17 protein-coding genes and 1 pseudogene are annotated in these 17,040 nt (G+C 72.6%); 12 read left to right on the top strand and 6 right to left on the bottom strand.

Translation table 11 applies throughout. The annotated features are described in order from the left end of the window. Window positions 1-128: 128 nt before the first annotated feature. Both AB0R04_RS36370 and AB0R04_RS36375 read right to left on the bottom strand, forming a co-directional pair. Entirely contained in the window at window positions 129-665 is a 537-nt protein-coding gene (locus AB0R04_RS36370) for a DUF6879 family protein (protein WP_363378195.1), read from the bottom strand. 587 nt (window positions 666-1,252) lie between these two features. Continuing rightward, window positions 1,253-1,513, bottom strand: a complete 261-nt coding sequence (locus AB0R04_RS36375; protein WP_363378130.1) for an ATP-binding protein — start codon at window positions 1,511-1,513, stop codon at window positions 1,253-1,255. Between the two features lie 131 nt (window positions 1,514-1,644). Between AB0R04_RS36375 and AB0R04_RS36380 the strand changes: the two genes are divergently transcribed. Further along, window positions 1,645-1,842, top strand: coding sequence for a DUF397 domain-containing protein (locus tag AB0R04_RS36380; RefSeq protein ID WP_363378131.1), 198 nt, complete (start codon window positions 1,645-1,647; stop codon window positions 1,840-1,842). A 219-nt stretch (window positions 1,843-2,061) separates the two neighbouring features. On the opposite strand, the gene AB0R04_RS36385 is transcribed toward AB0R04_RS36380, so the two are convergent. Beyond that, complete coding sequence (locus AB0R04_RS36385) at window positions 2,062-3,699, bottom strand: alkaline phosphatase D family protein (RefSeq protein WP_363378133.1); 1,638 nt, start codon at window positions 3,697-3,699, stop codon at window positions 2,062-2,064. Window positions 3,700-4,211: 512 nt separating this feature from the next. Between AB0R04_RS36385 and AB0R04_RS36390 the strand changes: the two genes are divergently transcribed. Further along, window positions 4,212-4,661, top strand: a complete 450-nt coding sequence (locus AB0R04_RS36390; RefSeq protein ID WP_159398753.1) for a hypothetical protein — start codon at window positions 4,212-4,214, stop codon at window positions 4,659-4,661. A 115-nt stretch (window positions 4,662-4,776) separates the two neighbouring features. On the opposite strand, the gene AB0R04_RS36395 is transcribed toward AB0R04_RS36390, so the two are convergent. Continuing rightward, window positions 4,777-5,772 carry a helix-turn-helix transcriptional regulator gene (locus AB0R04_RS36395; protein ID WP_363378135.1) on the bottom strand — a complete coding sequence of 332 codons (996 nt, stop codon included), beginning with the start codon at window positions 5,770-5,772 and terminating at the stop codon, window positions 4,777-4,779. A gap of 174 nt (window positions 5,773-5,946) precedes the next feature. On the opposite strand from AB0R04_RS36395, the gene AB0R04_RS36400 reads away from it, so the two are divergent. From AB0R04_RS36400 to AB0R04_RS36435, 8 genes and pseudogenes are all read left to right on the top strand, one after another. Further along, entirely contained in the window at window positions 5,947-6,261 is a 315-nt protein-coding gene (locus AB0R04_RS36400; RefSeq protein WP_363378137.1) for a hypothetical protein, read from the top strand. Window positions 6,262-6,456: 195 nt separating this feature from the next. Further along, on the top strand, window positions 6,457-6,672 hold the full coding sequence (locus tag AB0R04_RS36405; RefSeq protein WP_363378139.1) for a hypothetical protein: 216 nt from the start codon (window positions 6,457-6,459) through the stop codon (window positions 6,670-6,672). 184 nt (window positions 6,673-6,856) lie between these two features. Then, a complete protein-coding gene (locus AB0R04_RS36410; protein WP_363378141.1) occupies window positions 6,857-8,623 on the top strand; it encodes a hypothetical protein in 1,767 nt (588 codons plus the stop codon). A gap of 125 nt (window positions 8,624-8,748) precedes the next feature. After that, window positions 8,749-9,087: pseudogene (locus AB0R04_RS36415) on the top strand (transglycosylase family protein); the annotation flags it as partial. Between the two features lie 1,391 nt (window positions 9,088-10,478). Continuing rightward, on the top strand, window positions 10,479-11,348 hold the full coding sequence (locus AB0R04_RS36420; protein ID WP_363378143.1) for a sphingomyelin phosphodiesterase: 870 nt from the start codon (window positions 10,479-10,481) through the stop codon (window positions 11,346-11,348). Between the two features lie 58 nt (window positions 11,349-11,406). Further along, the gene (locus AB0R04_RS36425) at window positions 11,407-12,564 is read left to right on the top strand and encodes a hypothetical protein (RefSeq protein ID WP_363378145.1); all 1,158 of its coding nucleotides are present in this window, start codon (window positions 11,407-11,409) and stop codon (window positions 12,562-12,564) included. A 251-nt stretch (window positions 12,565-12,815) separates the two neighbouring features. After that, window positions 12,816-13,352 (top strand): hypothetical protein, encoded by a 537-nt coding sequence (locus tag AB0R04_RS36430; RefSeq protein WP_363378147.1) that lies wholly within the window; start codon window positions 12,816-12,818, stop codon window positions 13,350-13,352. 64 nt (window positions 13,353-13,416) lie between these two features. Then, entirely contained in the window at window positions 13,417-14,139 is a 723-nt protein-coding gene (locus tag AB0R04_RS36435; protein ID WP_363378149.1) for a 2OG-Fe(II) oxygenase, read from the top strand. Window positions 14,140-14,142: 3 nt separating this feature from the next. Here AB0R04_RS36435 and AB0R04_RS36440 read toward each other — a convergent pair whose 3' ends face one another. Then, complete coding sequence (locus AB0R04_RS36440; protein ID WP_363378151.1) at window positions 14,143-14,715, bottom strand: SMI1/KNR4 family protein; 573 nt, start codon at window positions 14,713-14,715, stop codon at window positions 14,143-14,145. 205 nt (window positions 14,716-14,920) lie between these two features. Here AB0R04_RS36440 and AB0R04_RS36445 point away from each other — a divergent pair, with 205 nt between their 5' ends. Together AB0R04_RS36445 and AB0R04_RS36450 are read left to right on the top strand one after the other, a co-directional pair. Continuing rightward, on the top strand, window positions 14,921-15,661 hold the full coding sequence (locus AB0R04_RS36445) for a hypothetical protein (protein ID WP_363378152.1): 741 nt from the start codon (window positions 14,921-14,923) through the stop codon (window positions 15,659-15,661). A gap of 9 nt (window positions 15,662-15,670) precedes the next feature. Then, complete coding sequence (locus AB0R04_RS36450) at window positions 15,671-16,102, top strand: hypothetical protein (RefSeq protein WP_363378154.1); 432 nt, start codon at window positions 15,671-15,673, stop codon at window positions 16,100-16,102. Window positions 16,103-16,161: 59 nt separating this feature from the next. On the opposite strand, the gene AB0R04_RS36455 is transcribed toward AB0R04_RS36450, so the two are convergent. Then, window positions 16,162-16,905 carry a class I SAM-dependent methyltransferase gene (locus tag AB0R04_RS36455; protein ID WP_363378156.1) on the bottom strand — a complete coding sequence of 248 codons (744 nt, stop codon included), beginning with the start codon at window positions 16,903-16,905 and terminating at the stop codon, window positions 16,162-16,164. Window positions 16,906-17,040 lie beyond the last annotated feature (135 nt).

Here is a 17,040-nt window from a genome sequence, read left to right on the forward strand (position 1 = left end):
CGAGGGTGCGGGTGTCGTCGGTCATGGCAGTCCTTCTCCGGGCTTCGCGGGGTGGCCCCGCGATGCGGCGGGGCGCCAGGCCGGGGAAGGAGGGGCGGGCGGTCCGGTGCTCGCAGGGCAAGGGCGGGTCAGACGCTGAACTTGTCGTGCGGGGTGCCACGCTCCCACACAGCCTCGAACGCGCAGGAGACGAGACGAACCGTCGCGGAGTCCTCAAAGAAGGCGAACCCGGGCTCGGCCCAGTCGCCGTACCCAGTGAAGAAGTGGAACAGCACCAGCTGGTCGTCGATCAGCCAGAAGTCGTTCCCCGGCAGCGCGATGTCCGACGCCTGACTCCTCGGCAGCCACCGAACCAGTTCCCCGGCCGCCAGGTTCATCGGGGTGACCGCGTGCTCCCACCGGATGTAGTCGGTCACCGGCTCGGACACGATCCGGGCCCGCCGCATGACCACGCCACGACCGACCGTCTCGCGGACGAGTCCCAGCCACTCGGGCCACCACGACGCTTCGGGGTCCAGCTCGATCTCGCCGGTGCGGGCGAAGCGGTCGATCTCCTCGGCCTCGTCGCCCACGGCGTAGGCGTCACGCATCTCCAGATGAACCGCGGTCCTCTGAGCGCTCCTCAGTAGCGCGGCGAAGTCGGGCACGTTCGACACGTTCGACAGCCTCCTTCAGGATCGGCGTCATGCGGGCCGGTATACGGATCACGGACTCATGAGCGGGAATCCCGAGCGTGCGGCCGGGAACCCAATCGGTCCCTGCGATCTTCTCGCAGAGCGCGTCATCGGCCGCCCAGCTCTGCACGATGACCTCCGCCGCCCGTGCCGGGGTCGATGCCCACGAAACCCAGTGCCATGACGATCTCCAACGCCTGCGGAGGTGCGAGGACGTGCACCACCGTCAACCCTGCGAATCAGAAGCACAACCCGGCATGCACGACATTGCACGAACCCGGCCAGAGCCACACCCCTGACACCCCTCCACGCCGACGAGCCGGACTTGCCCCACGGCCGGAGGGCCCTTGGGCCTGTTGGATTCCAACAGGCCCAGAACACGCGAAAGGCCCCTAGAAACCGCCGTATGGTGCCGAGGCGAGTGGAAGTGGAGGGTGTCGGCGGATGGCGGTCCTGAGGTCCGGCCGTCCCGGGCGCCACTCGCATGTCCGCGAGTGGCGCCCGGCTGACCTGGACGAGCCGACCGCGCTGCGCAGGAAGTCGGCAGGGCCGACTTCCTGCGCACGGTGGGGTGTTGCTCATGGGTGGGTGGTGGCTCGGGCGCGGTTTCGGCAGTGGGTGAGGGCGGGTTTGAGGCGGGTGTCGGGGGTGGGGGTGCGGAGGGAAGGGCGGCCGTTGCCGGCGTCGTGGACTTCGAGGCGTAGGTGGTCGCCGGTGGGGCGGTCGGTGGGTGCGTCGGTGTGCTGGACGGCGTTGGCGAAGAGTTCGCCGAGGAGGAGTTCGGCGGTGTCGCGGTAGCGGTCGCCGGTGGGGAGCGCGGCGAGGTAGGCACGGAGCAACTGCCGTGCGGCGGAGGTGGATTCCGTGCGGGAGAGTCCAGGGGGCGATAGATACGATCGGCTCCAGGCCAACGCGCACAGCCAGCCGGACAGTTTGGCCATGATCCGGGAGGCACGGGAGGAACTGGACCATGCATGACCCAACGGGCGCCAAGTGGCGCAAGAGCACCTACAGCAATGGCGGGGGCGGCTGCATAGAGGTGGACGATGTGCGCCCGGGCAGGGTCCGTGACTCCAAGGACCCCCAGGGCCCGGCGCTGGCCTTCTCGGCCGAGGGCTGGGACTCGTTCGTTGTCGCTGTCCGAAGCGGCGAGTTCGGCGAAGTCTGAATCGAAGCCGGACGTGAGGCCTCCGGCCGGGGCTGCTTCCAAGGAGTGCGGCGCCGCATGGTCGGCTTCATGCTGGCTTGTATCGCCGATGGGCGAGCAGCCGGGGGCACGGCGCTTCTCCTGCGGGGAAGTCCTTGCCGCCCGGCGGCCCCGGGAACGGGTGGTGCCGCCCCGGGTCCCGCCGCCCCCGTGAGCGGCGGGACCCAGGGGTCGGGCGGGTCAGGCGGGGTGGATGCCCGGGTTGCCGGCCTGGGTGACGAAGGAGGCGGCGGTGGTGACGGTGCCGCCGGGGCGGGTGATGTGGGAGACGGCCCGGTAGTCGGCGCGGACCTGGTGGCGGTCCAGGGTGAGCGTGGTGTAGCCGCGTCGCCCGTCGTAGAACTTCATGTGCGGGTTGGCCGACATCAGGTTCTGCCAGTTGGACGGCTTCTCCTCGCCGTCGCCGTCGCTGCTGATCGAGGTGCCGACGAACTCCACGCCCACGGTGCGCGAGTCCGGCTTGTCGAAGTCGCGCTTGACGTCCAGGGCGTAGGCGACGTGGACGTCGCCGGTGAGCAGCACCAGGTTCTCCACCCCGGCCCGGTCGACGGCGGTCAGGAAGCGCTCGCGGGCGGCCGGGTAGCCGTCCCAGGCGTCCATGGAGAGCTTGGAGCGATCGGCGGTGGTGTTCTTGCGGCGGGAGAAGACGACCTGCTGCGGCACGACGTTCCAGGTCGCCCGGGAGCGATGCAGGCCCTCGGCGAACCAGCGTTCCTGGGCGGCGCCCATCAGGGTGCGCCGCGGGTCCTCGCTCTCCGGGGTGGGGTACTGCCAGCCGTCGCCGTTGGCCTGGTCGTCGCGGTACTGGCGGGTGTCGAGGATGTCGAACTGCGCGAGCTGCCCGAAGTGGACGCGCCGGTAGAGGGTGAGTTCGGTGCCGCGCGGCTGCGGCATCCGCAGCGGCATGTTCTCCCAGTACGCGCGGTAGGCGGCGGCGCGGCGGGCGATGAACGGCGCCGGGTCCTGGCCCTTCTCGGGGATGCCGGCCGCGTAGTTGTTCTCCACCTCGTGGTCGTCCCAGGTGACGTACCAGGGGTGGGCGGCGTGCGCGGCCTGGAGGTCGGGGTCGTTCTTGTAGAGGGAGTAGCGCAGCCGGTAGTCCTCCAGCGTGGCCGTCTCGTGGTTGAACAGCGCGGGCAGGGTGCGGTCGGTGTACTTGCGGTCGCCGCCCGCCGCGTCGATGCCGTACTCGTAGATGTAGTCGCCGACGTGGAACACCGCGGCCAGGTCCTCGTCGGCCAGGTGGCGGTAGGCGGTGAAGTAGCCGTCCTCGTAGGCCTGGCAGGACACCAGCCCGAAGCGGACGGCGTCCAGCCTGCGCCCGCGCTCCGGCGCGGTGCGGGTGCGGCCCACGGGGCTGCTCCAGGCGCCGACGGTGAAGCGGTACCAGTACACCCGGTCCGCGTCGAGGCCGTCGACGTCCACGTGCACCGCGTAGTTGAACTCGGCGTGCGCGCGGGCGCTGCCGCGCCGCACCACCTTGCGGAACCGCTCGTCGCGGGCCAGCTCCCAGCCCACCCGCACCGAGCCGGCGGGCGGCAGCCCGGCGCCGGGCTCCAGCGGGCGCGGCGCCAGGCGGGTCCACAGCACGACGGCCCCGGGCAGCGGGTCGCCGGAGGCCACGCCGAGGGTGAACGGGTTGCCGGTGATGGCGCGCGGGCCGAACTCGGCGTCCTCGGCGTGCGCGGACGGCAGGTTGACGGTGAACGCCAGCGCGGCGGCGGCCGAGGTGACGGTGAGGAAGCGGCGCCGGTCCAGCCGCGCGGCGGCCTCGCGCAGCTGCTGGTCGGGGGAGGGGCGGTCGGCAGGGCGGGTCATGGGGTGAAGGCCTTTCGCTGCTCGGCGGTGTGCGAAGGAATTCGAGTGGACCGCGCCGTACGCCAGGGGTCGGAATTCCGGCAGCCGAGTGATCATCTGATGGGGGAACCGTGAAGGTCCGACAAATCCCCCCGGGTGGACGGAAACGGACGCGCGTAGCGCCCCCCGCGCGAACCGGTCCACTTGGCCCGCGACCGCAGACCGTCCCGCCCCCGAACGGGCCCGCCGCCGGCCCCGGCCCGCCCGCAGGCCCCGCCCCGCAGTCGCCCGGCAAAACCCCGAACCCGCACGAGGGGACGGCTGCTCCGTACCCGGAACGGGCCGCGCGACCCGGGCCGCCCCGCACTGCACAGGGCCGCTGGCCAAGTCAAGAAAAACCACCCGAACGGGTGGGTCCACTTTTACGCCGGAGCGCGGTCGTGATGTACAACACGCTGGCACCCCAAGCGAGTTGACTGATAGGAATCACCCCGGGGGACCCGCCCATCAGCTCACACCTCTGGGAGGGAACCATGAAGAACCGCTTTGTACGTCGTGCGGGTGTTGTGGTGGCCGGCCTCGCCGTCCTGACAGTCGGCTTCGGCAGCACGGCGGCCATGGCGGCCGCCCCGGCCCCGGCCCCGGTCGCAGTGGTCCAGAACGTCACGCCCGCCATCACGGACGTGCAGACCTGGACCTACGTCACCGGCCCGCTGGAGACCACGCTCACCCTCGACACGACCGCCCGCTCCGCGTCCATCGTGGTGTACGCGAACGTGCCGTTCCTCGGCAAGGTCAAGGTCGGCAGCGCCTCCGGCAGCCTGACCGAGGGCATCACCTTCCACCTGGGCCTGTCGCCGTTCGTCAACGGCACGCAGAGGTTCTACCTGGTCGGCGACGACGTGCACCTGTACTACGACTTCGACGCGCTCGGCAAGCACTACACGGGCGACGTCAAGCTCGGCACGCTCCCGCCGTTCTAGCAGCCCCGCTCCACACCACCGGCGCCGCCCGCCGCCCCCGTGACCCGGGGGCGGCGGGCGGACCCACACCCGCACCAGCCGCCCGGCTCCCGCCACGGCCACCCGCGCGAACGCCCTACAACTGCTGCGGCAGCCAGCCGTTCTGCACCGCCCGCATCCCGAACTCGAAACGACTGCGCGCACCCAGACGCTCCATCAGATCCGTCGCCACCCGCCGCGCCGTCCGCGACGACACCCCCAGCCGCTTGGCGATCGCCTCGTCCGTCAGCCCCTGCGCCAGCAACCGCACCACCGTCGCCTCCTGCGCACTGAGCCCGCCCTCGTCCCGCACCGCCGACGGCCCCAACTCCCGCGCCTGGCCCCACACGTGCTCGAACAGCGCACACAGCGCCACCAGCGTCCCGTGACCGGTCAGCACGACCGCCCCCGCCCGGGTGTCCTCCCCGCTGACCGGGATCAGCGCCGTCGCCCGATCGAAGATGATCATCCGGGTCGGCAGCTCCGGCGCCGTCCGCACCTCCCCGCCCAGCTCCGCCAACCAGCCCACATACGCCACCGTCGGCTGGCTGTTGCGCACACTGTCCAGGTACACCGTCCGCATCCGCACCCCCCGGCCCAGCAGATCCCGGTCATGCGGCCGGGACGCCTCGATGCTCTCCGGAGAATGCCCGCCACCCGGCGCGAACGTCATGATCTCCGCCGTCAGACCACGGGCCAGCGAAGCGATCCGGTCCCGGATCTGGTCCAGGCCCACCAACTGCTCCACCCCCGCGTGCGAGGCGGCCGGCCGCAGATCCGCGTACTCCGCGATCAACTGCGCAGCCGCCGCCCGGGACGCCTCGATCCGCAGCTGCTGCGCCGCCAGATCAGCCTGCTGACGGGCCATCAGCAACTCCATGCCGACCTGCGGCGACACCGCACGCAGCTCGCCCTCCCGCTCGTAGGAGGGCCGGATCAGCGCCAGCTCGCTCAGCAGGTCCAGACAGCGCCGGACCTCCTCCTCGCTGCGCCCGAGCCGCTCCGCCAGCGCCCGCACCCCGTCGCCGGGATGCGCGAGCATGCTGCGGTAGACGCTCTCTGACACGGCATCCAGCCCGAGTGCGGTCAGCATGCCTCGTTACCCCCCGGTGTGTAAGGCCTGAATCGCCAATCGCTGCGTACGCGATCATCGCACGCGAGTGCGAGAGGGGGCCAGCAAGGGCCCTTGGACGGTTCCGGACACCGCCGGAACCGTCCAGGTTGATCCTCTATGCCGGGATGTCGACGGTTCGGCAGAGTCCGTTCCATGTACCTGATTCATGCCGAGATCCAGGCCCCGGTCCCGGCCCTGGCAGCGGCGCTCGCGCCCGACACCGCCGGGGCGCTGCTGGCGAGCGCGCGGCCCCAGGAGCGCATCGAACACGTCGCCGTGCACGAGGGCGCCGGCCCCGGCGCCGTCCTCGGCGTCTACCTGGTCGCCGGCCGGCTGAGCGCCGCCGAGACCGTCGTCGACACGTTCTGCCGGCGCGCGGTCGAGACCGTCCCCGCGCTGCACGGCTGGACGCTCACCCGCGTCGGAGCCCCGCTCGTCGCGCCGTTCTACGAGCGCCTGTTGGACTGATCCGGCCCGGCTGGACGGATCCGGACGCTGCCGCTTCCGTCCACCGGAGAGCCCTTCCACCCGCCCTGAACTGCGACGAAGCTAGTACTCGCCAGCAGGGCCCACCGCCCGGAGGCAAACCGGCCGAGCGTCTACCGCGGGACGCGACACCGGACTCACCGTCACCCGCCCAGTTCTCGAAAGAGGTCCACTCCCATGCTTCGCACCCCGCTCGCCAAGGCCGCCGCGGTCGCCACCCTCGCCCTCGCCGCCGTCCTGCCGATCGCCGGCCAGGCCTCGGCCAACACCATCTGGGACGGCCCCACCCCCGCCCCGGCCGCCACGACGGCCAACACCATCTGGGACGCCCCCGCGCCGGTCACCACCCCCGCGCCGGTCACTGTCACCCCGGCCAACACCATCTGGGACTGACCCGCCCCGCGCCGGCCACTTCCGTGAACACCACCCGGGACTGACCCGCCCCGCCGTCGCCCGAGGCCACCCGACCGCTGCTCCTGCAGGGCAGCCGTCCGCCTCCCCCCGGGCCACGCCCCTCGACTTCCCGCGCCCGCACCGGGCGCCCACCGCCGCTCTCACACCGTCAGGACGTGTCGCCATGCCCTCCGCGCTCTCCAAGCTCGCCCGCATCACCCTCGCCGCCTCCATCGCCGCCTCCGGCGCGATAGCCGCCACGGCCGTCACCACCACCGCGGCCCACGCCGCCGCCTCGTCCACCGTCGGCGGCCAGATCACCCGGTCGGAGATCCTCTCCCGCGCCCAGTACTGGTTCAACCAGAACCCGGGCCTCACCTACAACCAGGGCGCGACCTTCCCCGACTCCAGCGGCCGCTACTACCGCAAGGACTGCTCCGGCTACGTCTCCATGGCCTGGCACCTGGGCTACAGCGCCACCACCCAGTCCATCGCCACCGACGAGAGCTACGAGATCCCGCGCAGCGACCTGCGCCCCGGGGACGTCCTCAACAGCTTCTACGACCACGTCCTGCTCTTCGAGAAGTGGGACGACCCCGGCCACACCACCTTCTCCTACTACTCCTTCGGCTCCACCCCGGTGAAGCACATCACCGGCGCCTCCATCAACGCCGCGAAGTTCGACTCGCACCCCAACGGCGACTACAAGGCGCGGCGCTACAAGAACGTCGTCGAGGACGTCAGCACCTCCCCGTCCTCGCTGCCCTCCGGCACCCTGGTCAAGTCCCCGAACGGCGCCTCGGTCAAGGTCATCATCAACGGCGCGGGCCTGCCGGTCGCCGGCTCCGACGTCGCCCCCGACGGCTACGACCTGAGCAAGATCGTCCAGGTCGACGACGGCGCCTTCAACGCCCTGCCCACCGTGCCGCCGCCCGGCACCGTGGTCCACGACCAGGCCGGCGGTTCCTCCCGCTACGTCGTGGTCGGCGGCGCGGCGCTGGTCATCTCCGGCTCGGACTGGACCGCCGACGGCTACAACACCCGCGCCGACATGGGCGTCCCGTCCAGCTGGCTGCAGGGCGCGATCAACACCAGCCCGGCCACCGGACTCGTCGTGATGGACCAGTCCGGCACCGACGCCGGCCGCTACGTCGTCGTCAACGGCACCGCCATGCACATCTCCGCCGCCGAGTGGACCGCCGACGGCTACAACACCCAGTCCCTGATGGGCGTGCCCAGCGACTGGCTGAAGGCCGCCATCGCCAAGCCCATGCCCAACGGCACCGTCCTGATGGACCAGTCAGGCACCGACCCCAGCCGCTACGTCGTCGTCGGCGGCGCCGCCCTGCCCATCTCCGCCTCCGAGTGGACCGCCGACGGCTACAACCTCCAGTCCCTGATGGGCGTGCCCGGCGAGTGGCTCAACACCACGGCCAGGAAGACCGTCCCGGACGGCACCCTGATCAAGGGCCAGGCCGGCACCGACCCGTCGATCTACGTGATGGTCAACAACTCCGCGCTGCCGATGACCAGCGCCGAGTTCACCACCACCTACGCCAACCAGCCGGTCCTGGGCGTCCCGGAGGCATGGGAGGCCGCCGAGGTCGCCCGCCCGCTCGCCAACGGCACCCTGATCACCAACGCCGCCGGCACCGACTCCACCGTCTACGTGATGGCCGGCGGCCTGGCCGTCCCGCTCACCTACGCCGACTTCACCGGCTACGGCTACGACAAGCTGCCGCTGCGCGGCGCCCCCGGCAGCTGGGAGCAGGCGGCCGCCGCCAAGAGCGCCCCCGCCGACGGCACCCTGCTGCAGTCCTCCGACGGCCCCACCGTCTGGCAGGTCGTCAACGGCGGCGGCAAGAAGGCGGCCGCGCCCGGCTCCTACAACGCCGCCGACGTGGTGAAGGTCCCGACCGCGCTGACCGCCAAGCTCCCCACCGTCGCCTGACGCGCCCACCCCGCCAGGGCGGCCCGGCCACCGCCGGCCGGGCCGCCCGGCACCCGCACAACCCGCGCCCGCTCGCACCCGCTCGCACACCCGCCAACCCGTACCTGCCCAGGGGGACTTCCGTCATGACCGCCGCCGCCCGCAAGACACCGGCCCTCGCCGCCGCCACCGCCCTGCTCGCCCTCGCCGCCCCGCTCGCCCTCGGCGGCCAGGCCTCCGCGGCCTCGGTGTCCACCTGGGACAAGGTCGCCCAGTGCGAGAGCGGCGGCAACTGGAGCATCAACACCAACAACGGCTACTACGGCGGTCTCCAGTTCTCCCAGAGCACCTGGCTCGCCTACGGCGGCAGCCAGTACGCCCCCTACGCCAACCGGGCGACCAAGCAGCAGCAGATCCTGATCGCCGAGAAGGTCCTCGCCGGGCAGGGCCAGGGCGCCTGGCCGGTCTGCGGCCCGGGGGCCAACCTGGGCGCCGACCACGCCAACCCCTACCCGGCCGGCACCTCCTACCCCGACCCGGCGTCGCTGCCCACCGGCACGCTCGTCAAGTCGCCCAACGGCTCCTCGGTCAAGGTCCTGATCAGCGGCGCGGGCCTGCCGGTCGCCGGCTCCGACGTCGCCCCCGACGGCTACGACCTGAGCAAGATCGTCCTGGTGGACGACGCCCGCTTCAACGCCCTGCCCACCACCCCGCCCGAGGGCACCGTCGTCCACGACCAGGCCGGCGGTTCCTCCCGCTTCGTCGTCGTCGCCGGCGCGGCGCTGTCCATCTCCGGCGCGGACTGGACGGCGGCCGGCTACAACACCCGCCCCGACCTGGGCGTCCCCACCGCCTGGCTGCAGAACGCGCTCACCAACACCCTCCCGACCGGCCTCGTCGTCCACGACCAGGCCGGCGGCAACGCCCGCTACGTCGTCGTCTCCGGCGCCGCCCTGCCCATCTCCGGCGCCGAGTGGACCGCCGACGGCTACAACACCCGCGCCGACATGGGCGTCCCCGGCGCCTGGCTCGCCTCCGCCACCCAGGCCACCGTCCCGAACGGCACGGTCGTCAACGGCCAGGCCGGCACCGACCCGTCGATGTACGTCATGGTCAACGGCACCGCCCTGCCCATCTCCGGCAGCGAGTGGACCGCCGACGGCTACAACACCAAGACCCTGATGGGCGTGCCCGAGGCCTGGCTGCAGGGCGCCGTCGCCAAGCCCCTGAAGAACGGCACGGTCCTCACCGACGCCGCCGGCACCAACTCCACCGTCTACGTGATGGCCGGCGGCCTGGCGGTCTCCCTGACCTACGCCGACTTCACCGCCATGGGCTACGACAAGCAGCCGCTCATGGGCGTCCCCGGCACCTGGCTGGGCGGGGCCGCCGCCAAGAGCGCCCCCGCCGACGGCACCCTGCTGCTCTCGCCCGACAGTTCCACCGTCTGGCTGGTCGCGGGCGGCGGCAAGAAGGCCCTCACCGCAGCCGACTTCGGCCCCGGCAAGTACAGCCTCGCCGACGTGGTCAACGTCCCGACCGCGCTGACCGCCAAGCTCCCGACCACCACCGCGTAACCCCGGCCCCGACCACCCCCGAGCCGCCCGGCCACACCCGCCGGGCGGCTCGGACGTGTGCCGTGCTTGCTCCCTGCGGTCGGAGGGGCGGCCCCGCACCGGCGCGGAATCGTCCGTGCACGCCCCGCCCGGCTCTGCCGCGAGCCCGCAGTGCCTCCCGCGCCCCGTGGCATCCGCCGGGGCACCGGCGCGTCGACGCCGGCGGGCGCGGGCCGACCCCCTTGACTTGGGGGGCGGGGCGCCCCGGACCGGTTCCGCCGTGTGTGCGCCCCGCGCCCGCCGGTTCGGAGAGGACGGCCTTGAAGGTTCTGACGCACAACGTGATGTTCCTGTCCGGGCTGACGCAGAAGAGCGAGGGCGACTGGAACAACGCGGCGCGCTCGCGGCTGATCGCCGAGTCCGCGTACGTCGCGGACCACGACGTGCTGGTCTTCCAGGAACTCTTCGACCCCGGCCCCTCCGAGGAGCTGATGCAGGGCCTGGAGGGCCGGGGGTACCGCCACCGCACGCCGGTGGTCGGGGTGGACGAGTCGGGCTGGGCCGCCACGCACGGCCGGCAGATCTCCCCGCTGTACGCCCGCGGCGGGGTCGCGATCGTCAGCCGGTGGCCCATCCTGCGGATGGAGCAGTACGTCCACGACGTGGCCTGCGGCCGGGACGCCGAGGCCGCCAAGGGCTTCGCCTACGCCGTACTGGAGGTCGACGGCCGGCGCGTGCACGTGGTGGGCACCCACCTGCAGTCCGACGACGGCGCGTGCCCGACCGGCCGGGCGAGGATCATGCGCCGCTCCCAGCTGCGCGACATCGACGTCTTCCTGACGGACCGCCGGATCCCGGCGCACGAGCCGGTGATCGTCGCCGGGGACTTCAATATCGACCGCCACTCGCCCGACTTCCAGGACGTCCTGGGCTTCGGGAACCTCCAGGAGGCGGGCCCCCGGACCGGCTGGAAGTACTCCTTCGACACCATCGCCAACGACGCCGCCCTGCACCGCCACCCGGCCGACCCCGCCGAGGACACGGACCACGTCCTGCTCCGCAAGGGCCACGCCCCGCCGTGCGACGCCTGGACGAGCGAGGTCCTGAAGACCGCCTCGCCGACCTGGGAGGCGGGCGGCCGGGCGTTCACCGACTACAGCGACCACTACCCGGTGACCGCGGGCCGCTGAGCCCGGGCCCTGGGGCGGTCGCCCGGCAAGTGTGAGTCGTCCGACAGGAGGAGCGGATATGAGCTATTCGGCACCACAGCAGTTCGGCGAACTCACCTTCGTCTTCAGCACCGGCGAGACGAGACCGCCCGAGGGCTACCACGCCCTGTGCAGCGTCATCCCCGACAACGCCCCGATGACCTGGGTGAAGGGGACCACTGGCGGCTCGGCCGCGCTGGCCGAGCCCAAGGAGTGGCGCAAGGTCACCGACTCCGACGGGGTGCTGCGCGGCCTGGTGCCGGTGGCCCCTCCCGGGTACCGGGCGCTGAGCGCGCTGTGGTCCTCCGACACGGTCCACGGGCCCCGTGACGTCCTGCGCGACCTCGGCGGCGCGGCCTTCGTCGCCCAGGGCGACCTGCGCTGCGTGAAGGAGGAGATCGGCGGACGCCCCTACGTGGCCGTCGGCGCCTGGCGCGGGCGCGGCGGGCTGGAGATCCCCGAGACCGTCCGCCCCGAGACGATCCCCGGCGGCACGGGCTGCCTGCTGACCCCCGGCATCGCGACCTGGATCTCCTACTTCGACGGCGACTACGAGGGGGAGGACCCCGGCGACGTCCACGTGCTGGACGTGCCGATGCGGCAGGTCCGGCAGGGGACGGCGAAGGGCCCGGTCGTCACGGACGGAGGCGACGTGCCCGAGCGGACCGAGCCCGTCGTCGACCGGGAGGTGGTCCTCCCGTGCACCGCCGTCCTCGACCGGGGCGCCTCCACGGAGTGGATCCTGCGCAACTCGCCGACGTACACGGTGCGGCGCCAGCGGTTCTACACCCGGGTCGCGGTCACCGACCTGCGGGAGGACCCGGGCCCGGGCACGGTCGGCGCCACCGTCCCGTGGGGGGTGGACGAGGCGCAGTCGCAGGCCTGCCGCGAAGCCGTCGGCCTGTCCGTGGGGTTCGAGGCGGGCGTCGAGGTCGAGGGCCGCGGCGCCAGGGCGGCCGCCTCCCTCAGCCGCGAACTCGGCTACGACAGCACGCGTTTCGTCACCGCCATGACCAGGGAACGGCAGGAGGTCCGCGCCCCCGCGCCGGGCCTGCACCTCACCGCGCTGTACGTCGAGAGCCACCGCATCGAGGTCGTCCGCAACGACCCGGACCACACGCTCCCCTCGGAGCGGGCGGGCCTGACGTTCAACGCCCACGCGTCCTGGACGGCTCCCACCCACCCGCCGCGCCACTGAGGGGCCGGCGCCGCCGGCCCCTCGGCGCACCGGCCGGTGCGCCCCGAATGCCGCCGTCACCACTCTGTTGACTGTTCATCAGATCTTGCGAACTCGTGGTCGTCGGCTGGTTGGGCCGGACGGGCGGTGGCTACGCTCGGCCGTGTCGTCCGATGGGGGGCGGCACCCGTCGCGTGCCGCGCGCGCCCGGCCCTCGTGGCCCTCGGGCGTCACAGCGGAGCACGCGCGGGCGGTTCCCACGGGAGTGGATCATGAGCTCTGTTGGTCGCAAGACCGTCGCGGTGATGGCCGCGGCCTTGGCCTCGCTGGGTGCGGGGAGCGCGGTCACCGCGTCCGCCTCGTCGGCCCCGTCGTGCAGCGGGGCGGCGGAGTGCCCCAGCCTCAAGCCGACCAGGCTCACGACCAGCCAGGCGAGCCTGAACGTCACCCAGATGCAGCTGGAGAACATCCACGCGATGGCCTCCGACGCCGTGACCGGGGAGCCCATCCGCGGCGCCCGGATCGTGTTCGCCACCGTGGGCGGCCGGACGCTGGGCGCGGCCTACACCGACTACGACGGCATCGCCGCGATCACCGCCCCCGAGAACCTGGGCCCCGGCACCCTGCAGGAACTGCTGGGCGGCTACGAGGCCGCGATGGTCGGCGACGGCGTCCACGCCCCGGCCGGCGCGCACGGGGCCATCACCATCGGCACCGACCAGGGCCCCGGCGTCCCGGGCAGCCCGTGTGCCGTGTGCAGCGACCGCGGGCTCAAGCAGGACGTGGTCCCGGTGGACTGGAGCCGGTAGGGGCGCGGGTGCGGCACCGGGCGTGAGCGTTCGAGGCCGCGCGACGACGAGAGGGCGGGAGACCATGACAGGGCCGGACACCGCGACGGAGCAGGACACCGCGACGGAGCAGCCGTCGCCGGTGAGCACGGACGCGATCTGGCGGCTCCCGGTGACGGTCTGCCGCATCACCGGGCTCCTGGGCGAGCGGACGGCCGGCGCCCTGCTGGCACGCGCCGTCGCCGTCGCCTCCGCAGGCGAGGCGTTGCAGCCCTCCCTGATCGGGGACCGGGAGCTGGCCCCCGACTTCCGCCGCTCCCGCTCGTGCCAGGAGTTCGCCGCCCCCGAACTGCTGGCGGCCATCGACGAGGTGCTGGAGGCGGTCGAGCACACCCTGGGCGTCTCCTGCCGCAACACCGAGCCCGACTACACCCTCAACGTGCACAACGACGGCGACTTCTACCGGCCGCACCAGGACACCAGCGCCGAGTTCTCCCCCCGGCGCCTGCTCACCTTCGTCTACTACCTGCACGGCACGCCCCGGCCGTTCGGCGGCGGCGAACTGCGCGTGTTCGACGCCGCCCTGCCGCTGTACGGCGGGACGACGGGGGAGTGGGAGAAGCGCACCTGGCGGGACTGGGAGCCCGAGCACGACAGCATCGTGTTCTTCCGCCCCACCGCCTGGCACGAGGTGCGCCCGGTGCAATGCCCGAGTCGGCAGGCCGAGGACAGCCGCTTCGCCGTCAACGGCTGGCTGTGCAGCCCCGATCCGGCGAACGGGGCGAGTGGGGCGAGCGGGGCGCGCTGACGCTCAGTCCTTCAGCATCACCAGCGGCAGTCCGCTACCGTCCCAGGCGCGTCGCGTCTCGTCGGCCCGGTAGCGGTCGGCTTCCAGGTCGGCGGCGAAGGCCTCCAGGAACTCCCGCAGGCCGGCGGCCTCGTAGCAGGCCCGCCAGCCCTCGTGCGACCAGTCGATGATCTGGCCGCGGCGCTGCGGGGCGGGCGGGTCCAGGTCGATGCAGATCACGTCGCCGTTGCCGATGGAGATGAAGGGGATCCACCCGGCGGACCAGGCGACGTCCCGGCGGATCACGCCGTCCTCCGCCTGCTCGTCCCAGGGCGGGTCCCCGGCGTCGACGGACCGCTCGCGCCAGTCGTCCACCATCGCGTCGAGCGAGTGGAGCGCGGTGTGTAAACCGATCAGGACCCCCGGCAGGCCGTCGTGGCAGCGGTAGGACTCCCGGACGTCCGGCGGGAGTTCCACCCCCATCGCGGCCTCCGCCGCCCGGATCTGCCCGTCGGTGGCGCCGGGCGGCATCGCGGCCGCCACCTCCGGGGCGATCCGCTCCAGCGCGGCCTCGATCCGCGCCCACAGCTGCTGCATCGGGAAGCCCCCTTCGTCGTGCCGAGTGGTCGTGCCGAGTCGTCGTGTCGAGTGATCGAGTCGAGAACCGGAACGTAGCACCGGCCACTGACACTGATACTGCAGCCGCCGGGCGGGACCAGGGCTCCTGTCAGAGGCACCTGGTAGGAAGGGGCTGATCGTCAGCCGACCGGCCGTCGATGCGTGGTCACCGTAGGAGGTCCGGATGTCCGTGGAAGACACTCCCGTGCGGGAGGACGTCATGACGGCCGGGGCGGCCCTGCGGATCTACCCCGATCCGGCGGACGTCTTCGTCGCCGACCAGGCCGAGCTGGCCCGGCACCTGCACCCGCTGGTCTCGATCGACCTGGCCCAGGTCAACCCGGCCTGGCACGGGTGGATCCACCTGCTGAGCCCGCTGGAGCCGTCGGAGGGCTGCATCGGCGACCACACCTCGGCCTTCCACACGGGGCTCCAGGCGTCCAACTGGCTGGGCTTCACGCTGGAGGGCGACCGCTTCCGCCTGGCCGGAGACCTGCGCTACTTCGCCCGGGCGGCGGGCCCGGGCGAAGTCCCCGACCCCTGGCCGGGGTTCCACGCCGACCTCGCCGAGCACTGCGAACGCCAGGAGCGCAGTTACCGGGCGCACCGCGACAGCTTCCGCCGCGAGGGCCGGCTCGTCCACCTCGGCGACGACGGCCTGCCGTACCCCGGCAGTACCGGCGAGATGGCGCTCCTGGACCAGCTCGGCGGCTACGCCGACTCCGCCGGCAACTGGATCGAGACCGACGTGTTCCCGCTCGACTACGACGGCGACCGCACCTGGCCGGTCGGCCCGTCCGGCCGCCGCTTCGAGTTCGTGGCGGCGGTGCCCGGCTGGCACTACCGCAGCAGCGGCGCCGACTGGATCATGCTGTTCTTCGAACCCGTCGACCGGCTGGCCCTGTTGACCTTCGACTGGAGCTGAGGCGCGGCGATGCCACCGGAGGAGCGGCAGGGCGGCCAGGGCGGTCAGGGTGCGGCAGGCGCCCGAGCGGCCGCGCAGGACTTCTTCGACGAGATGCGCCGGTGGGAGGAGTGGATGGCCTCCTGCCGGCACGACACCCCGGGCGGCGAGCAACTGGTGGCGGTGAAGGAGGTGTTCGCCAGGCATCTGGCGGCCAGGGCGCTGGCCCGGCACCAGTCGCGCTACGACCTGCTGTGCTTCGGCACGCCGCCGGAGTTCGAGGCGCCGATCCTGCGCGTCGAACAGGAGTCGCCGGTCAGGTGCTGGGTGTACGTACCGGAAGGGCTGATCGGCGGCGAGGCCCGCTACGCGATGGTGCGCGAGGGCGGTGCGTGGAAGGCCGCGTTCAAGGAGGCCGACATCGCCCTGACGGGCCGGTGGAAGCGGTGGCTGGATCTCTGACACCCGGGCCGGGCCGGCCGCTCTGGGCCGACCGCTCCGGGCCGACTGCTCCGGGCCGGTCAGGCGCGGCAGCGCAGCAGTTCCAGCGGCGGGCTGGCGAGGAGGTCCGCCCAGAAGTCCTCGCCGAACTCGCGCAGGCCGGCTTCGGACACCTGGAGCGGGACCCACTCGGCGTCGCCGAACCCGGCCGCCCGCAGGCACTCCTCGTAGACCTCGCGGCGCGGGGCCGCGCCCACGATGCTGATCGGCTGCGGGTCGAGGAGGGCGGTGATCCGTACCCGCGGGCCCGTCTCGATCTCCTCGCCGGTCGGTTCGCAGCGGAACCCGTACTTGTCCAGGGAGGGGCAGTCGAAGCGGTAGTCGGGTTTCTGGGCGAGCACGAAGAAATCCCCGCCCGGCACCAGGCTCCGGTGGATGTTGCGGCACATCCGCTCCATCGCCGCGACGTCCTCGGCGTAGTTGAGGCACTGCACTCCCAGTGCGATGTCGAAGCGCCGGTCGAGGGGCCGCAGTTCGGCCACGTCGCCGACCTCGTAGCGCACGCCCAGCGGGTCGCGCTGCTCGATCGTGCGCGCGGCGGCGACCATCTCGGCGGAGATGTCGACGCCGAGGACGTCGGTGGCGCCGCGCCGCTTGAACTCCCTGCTGTAGAAGCCGGTGCCGCACGCCAGGTCGAGGACCGACCGGCCGGCCACGTCCCCGACCAGGCCCAGGAAGCTCGGCACCTCCCCGTAGCGGATCAACGGCAGGGACTTGAACCCCTCGAACGCCTCGCCGATCCCGTCGTACTGCTGCACGCCCACGTGCCGCCCCTCCTGTGTGTCGCCCGCGGGGTCGCGGCCGTGGCGGAAAGTCTCCTCCGCCCCGCCGGGCCGCCGTACTGGCAGATGACACAAAGAAGTTGGCCGGTGGCGGCGGCTCGGGGTGCGCACCCTCCT

Source organism: Kitasatospora sp. NPDC056731 (assembly GCF_040687675.1).
Taxonomy (GTDB): Bacteria; Actinomycetota; Actinomycetes; order Streptomycetales; family Streptomycetaceae; genus Kitasatospora.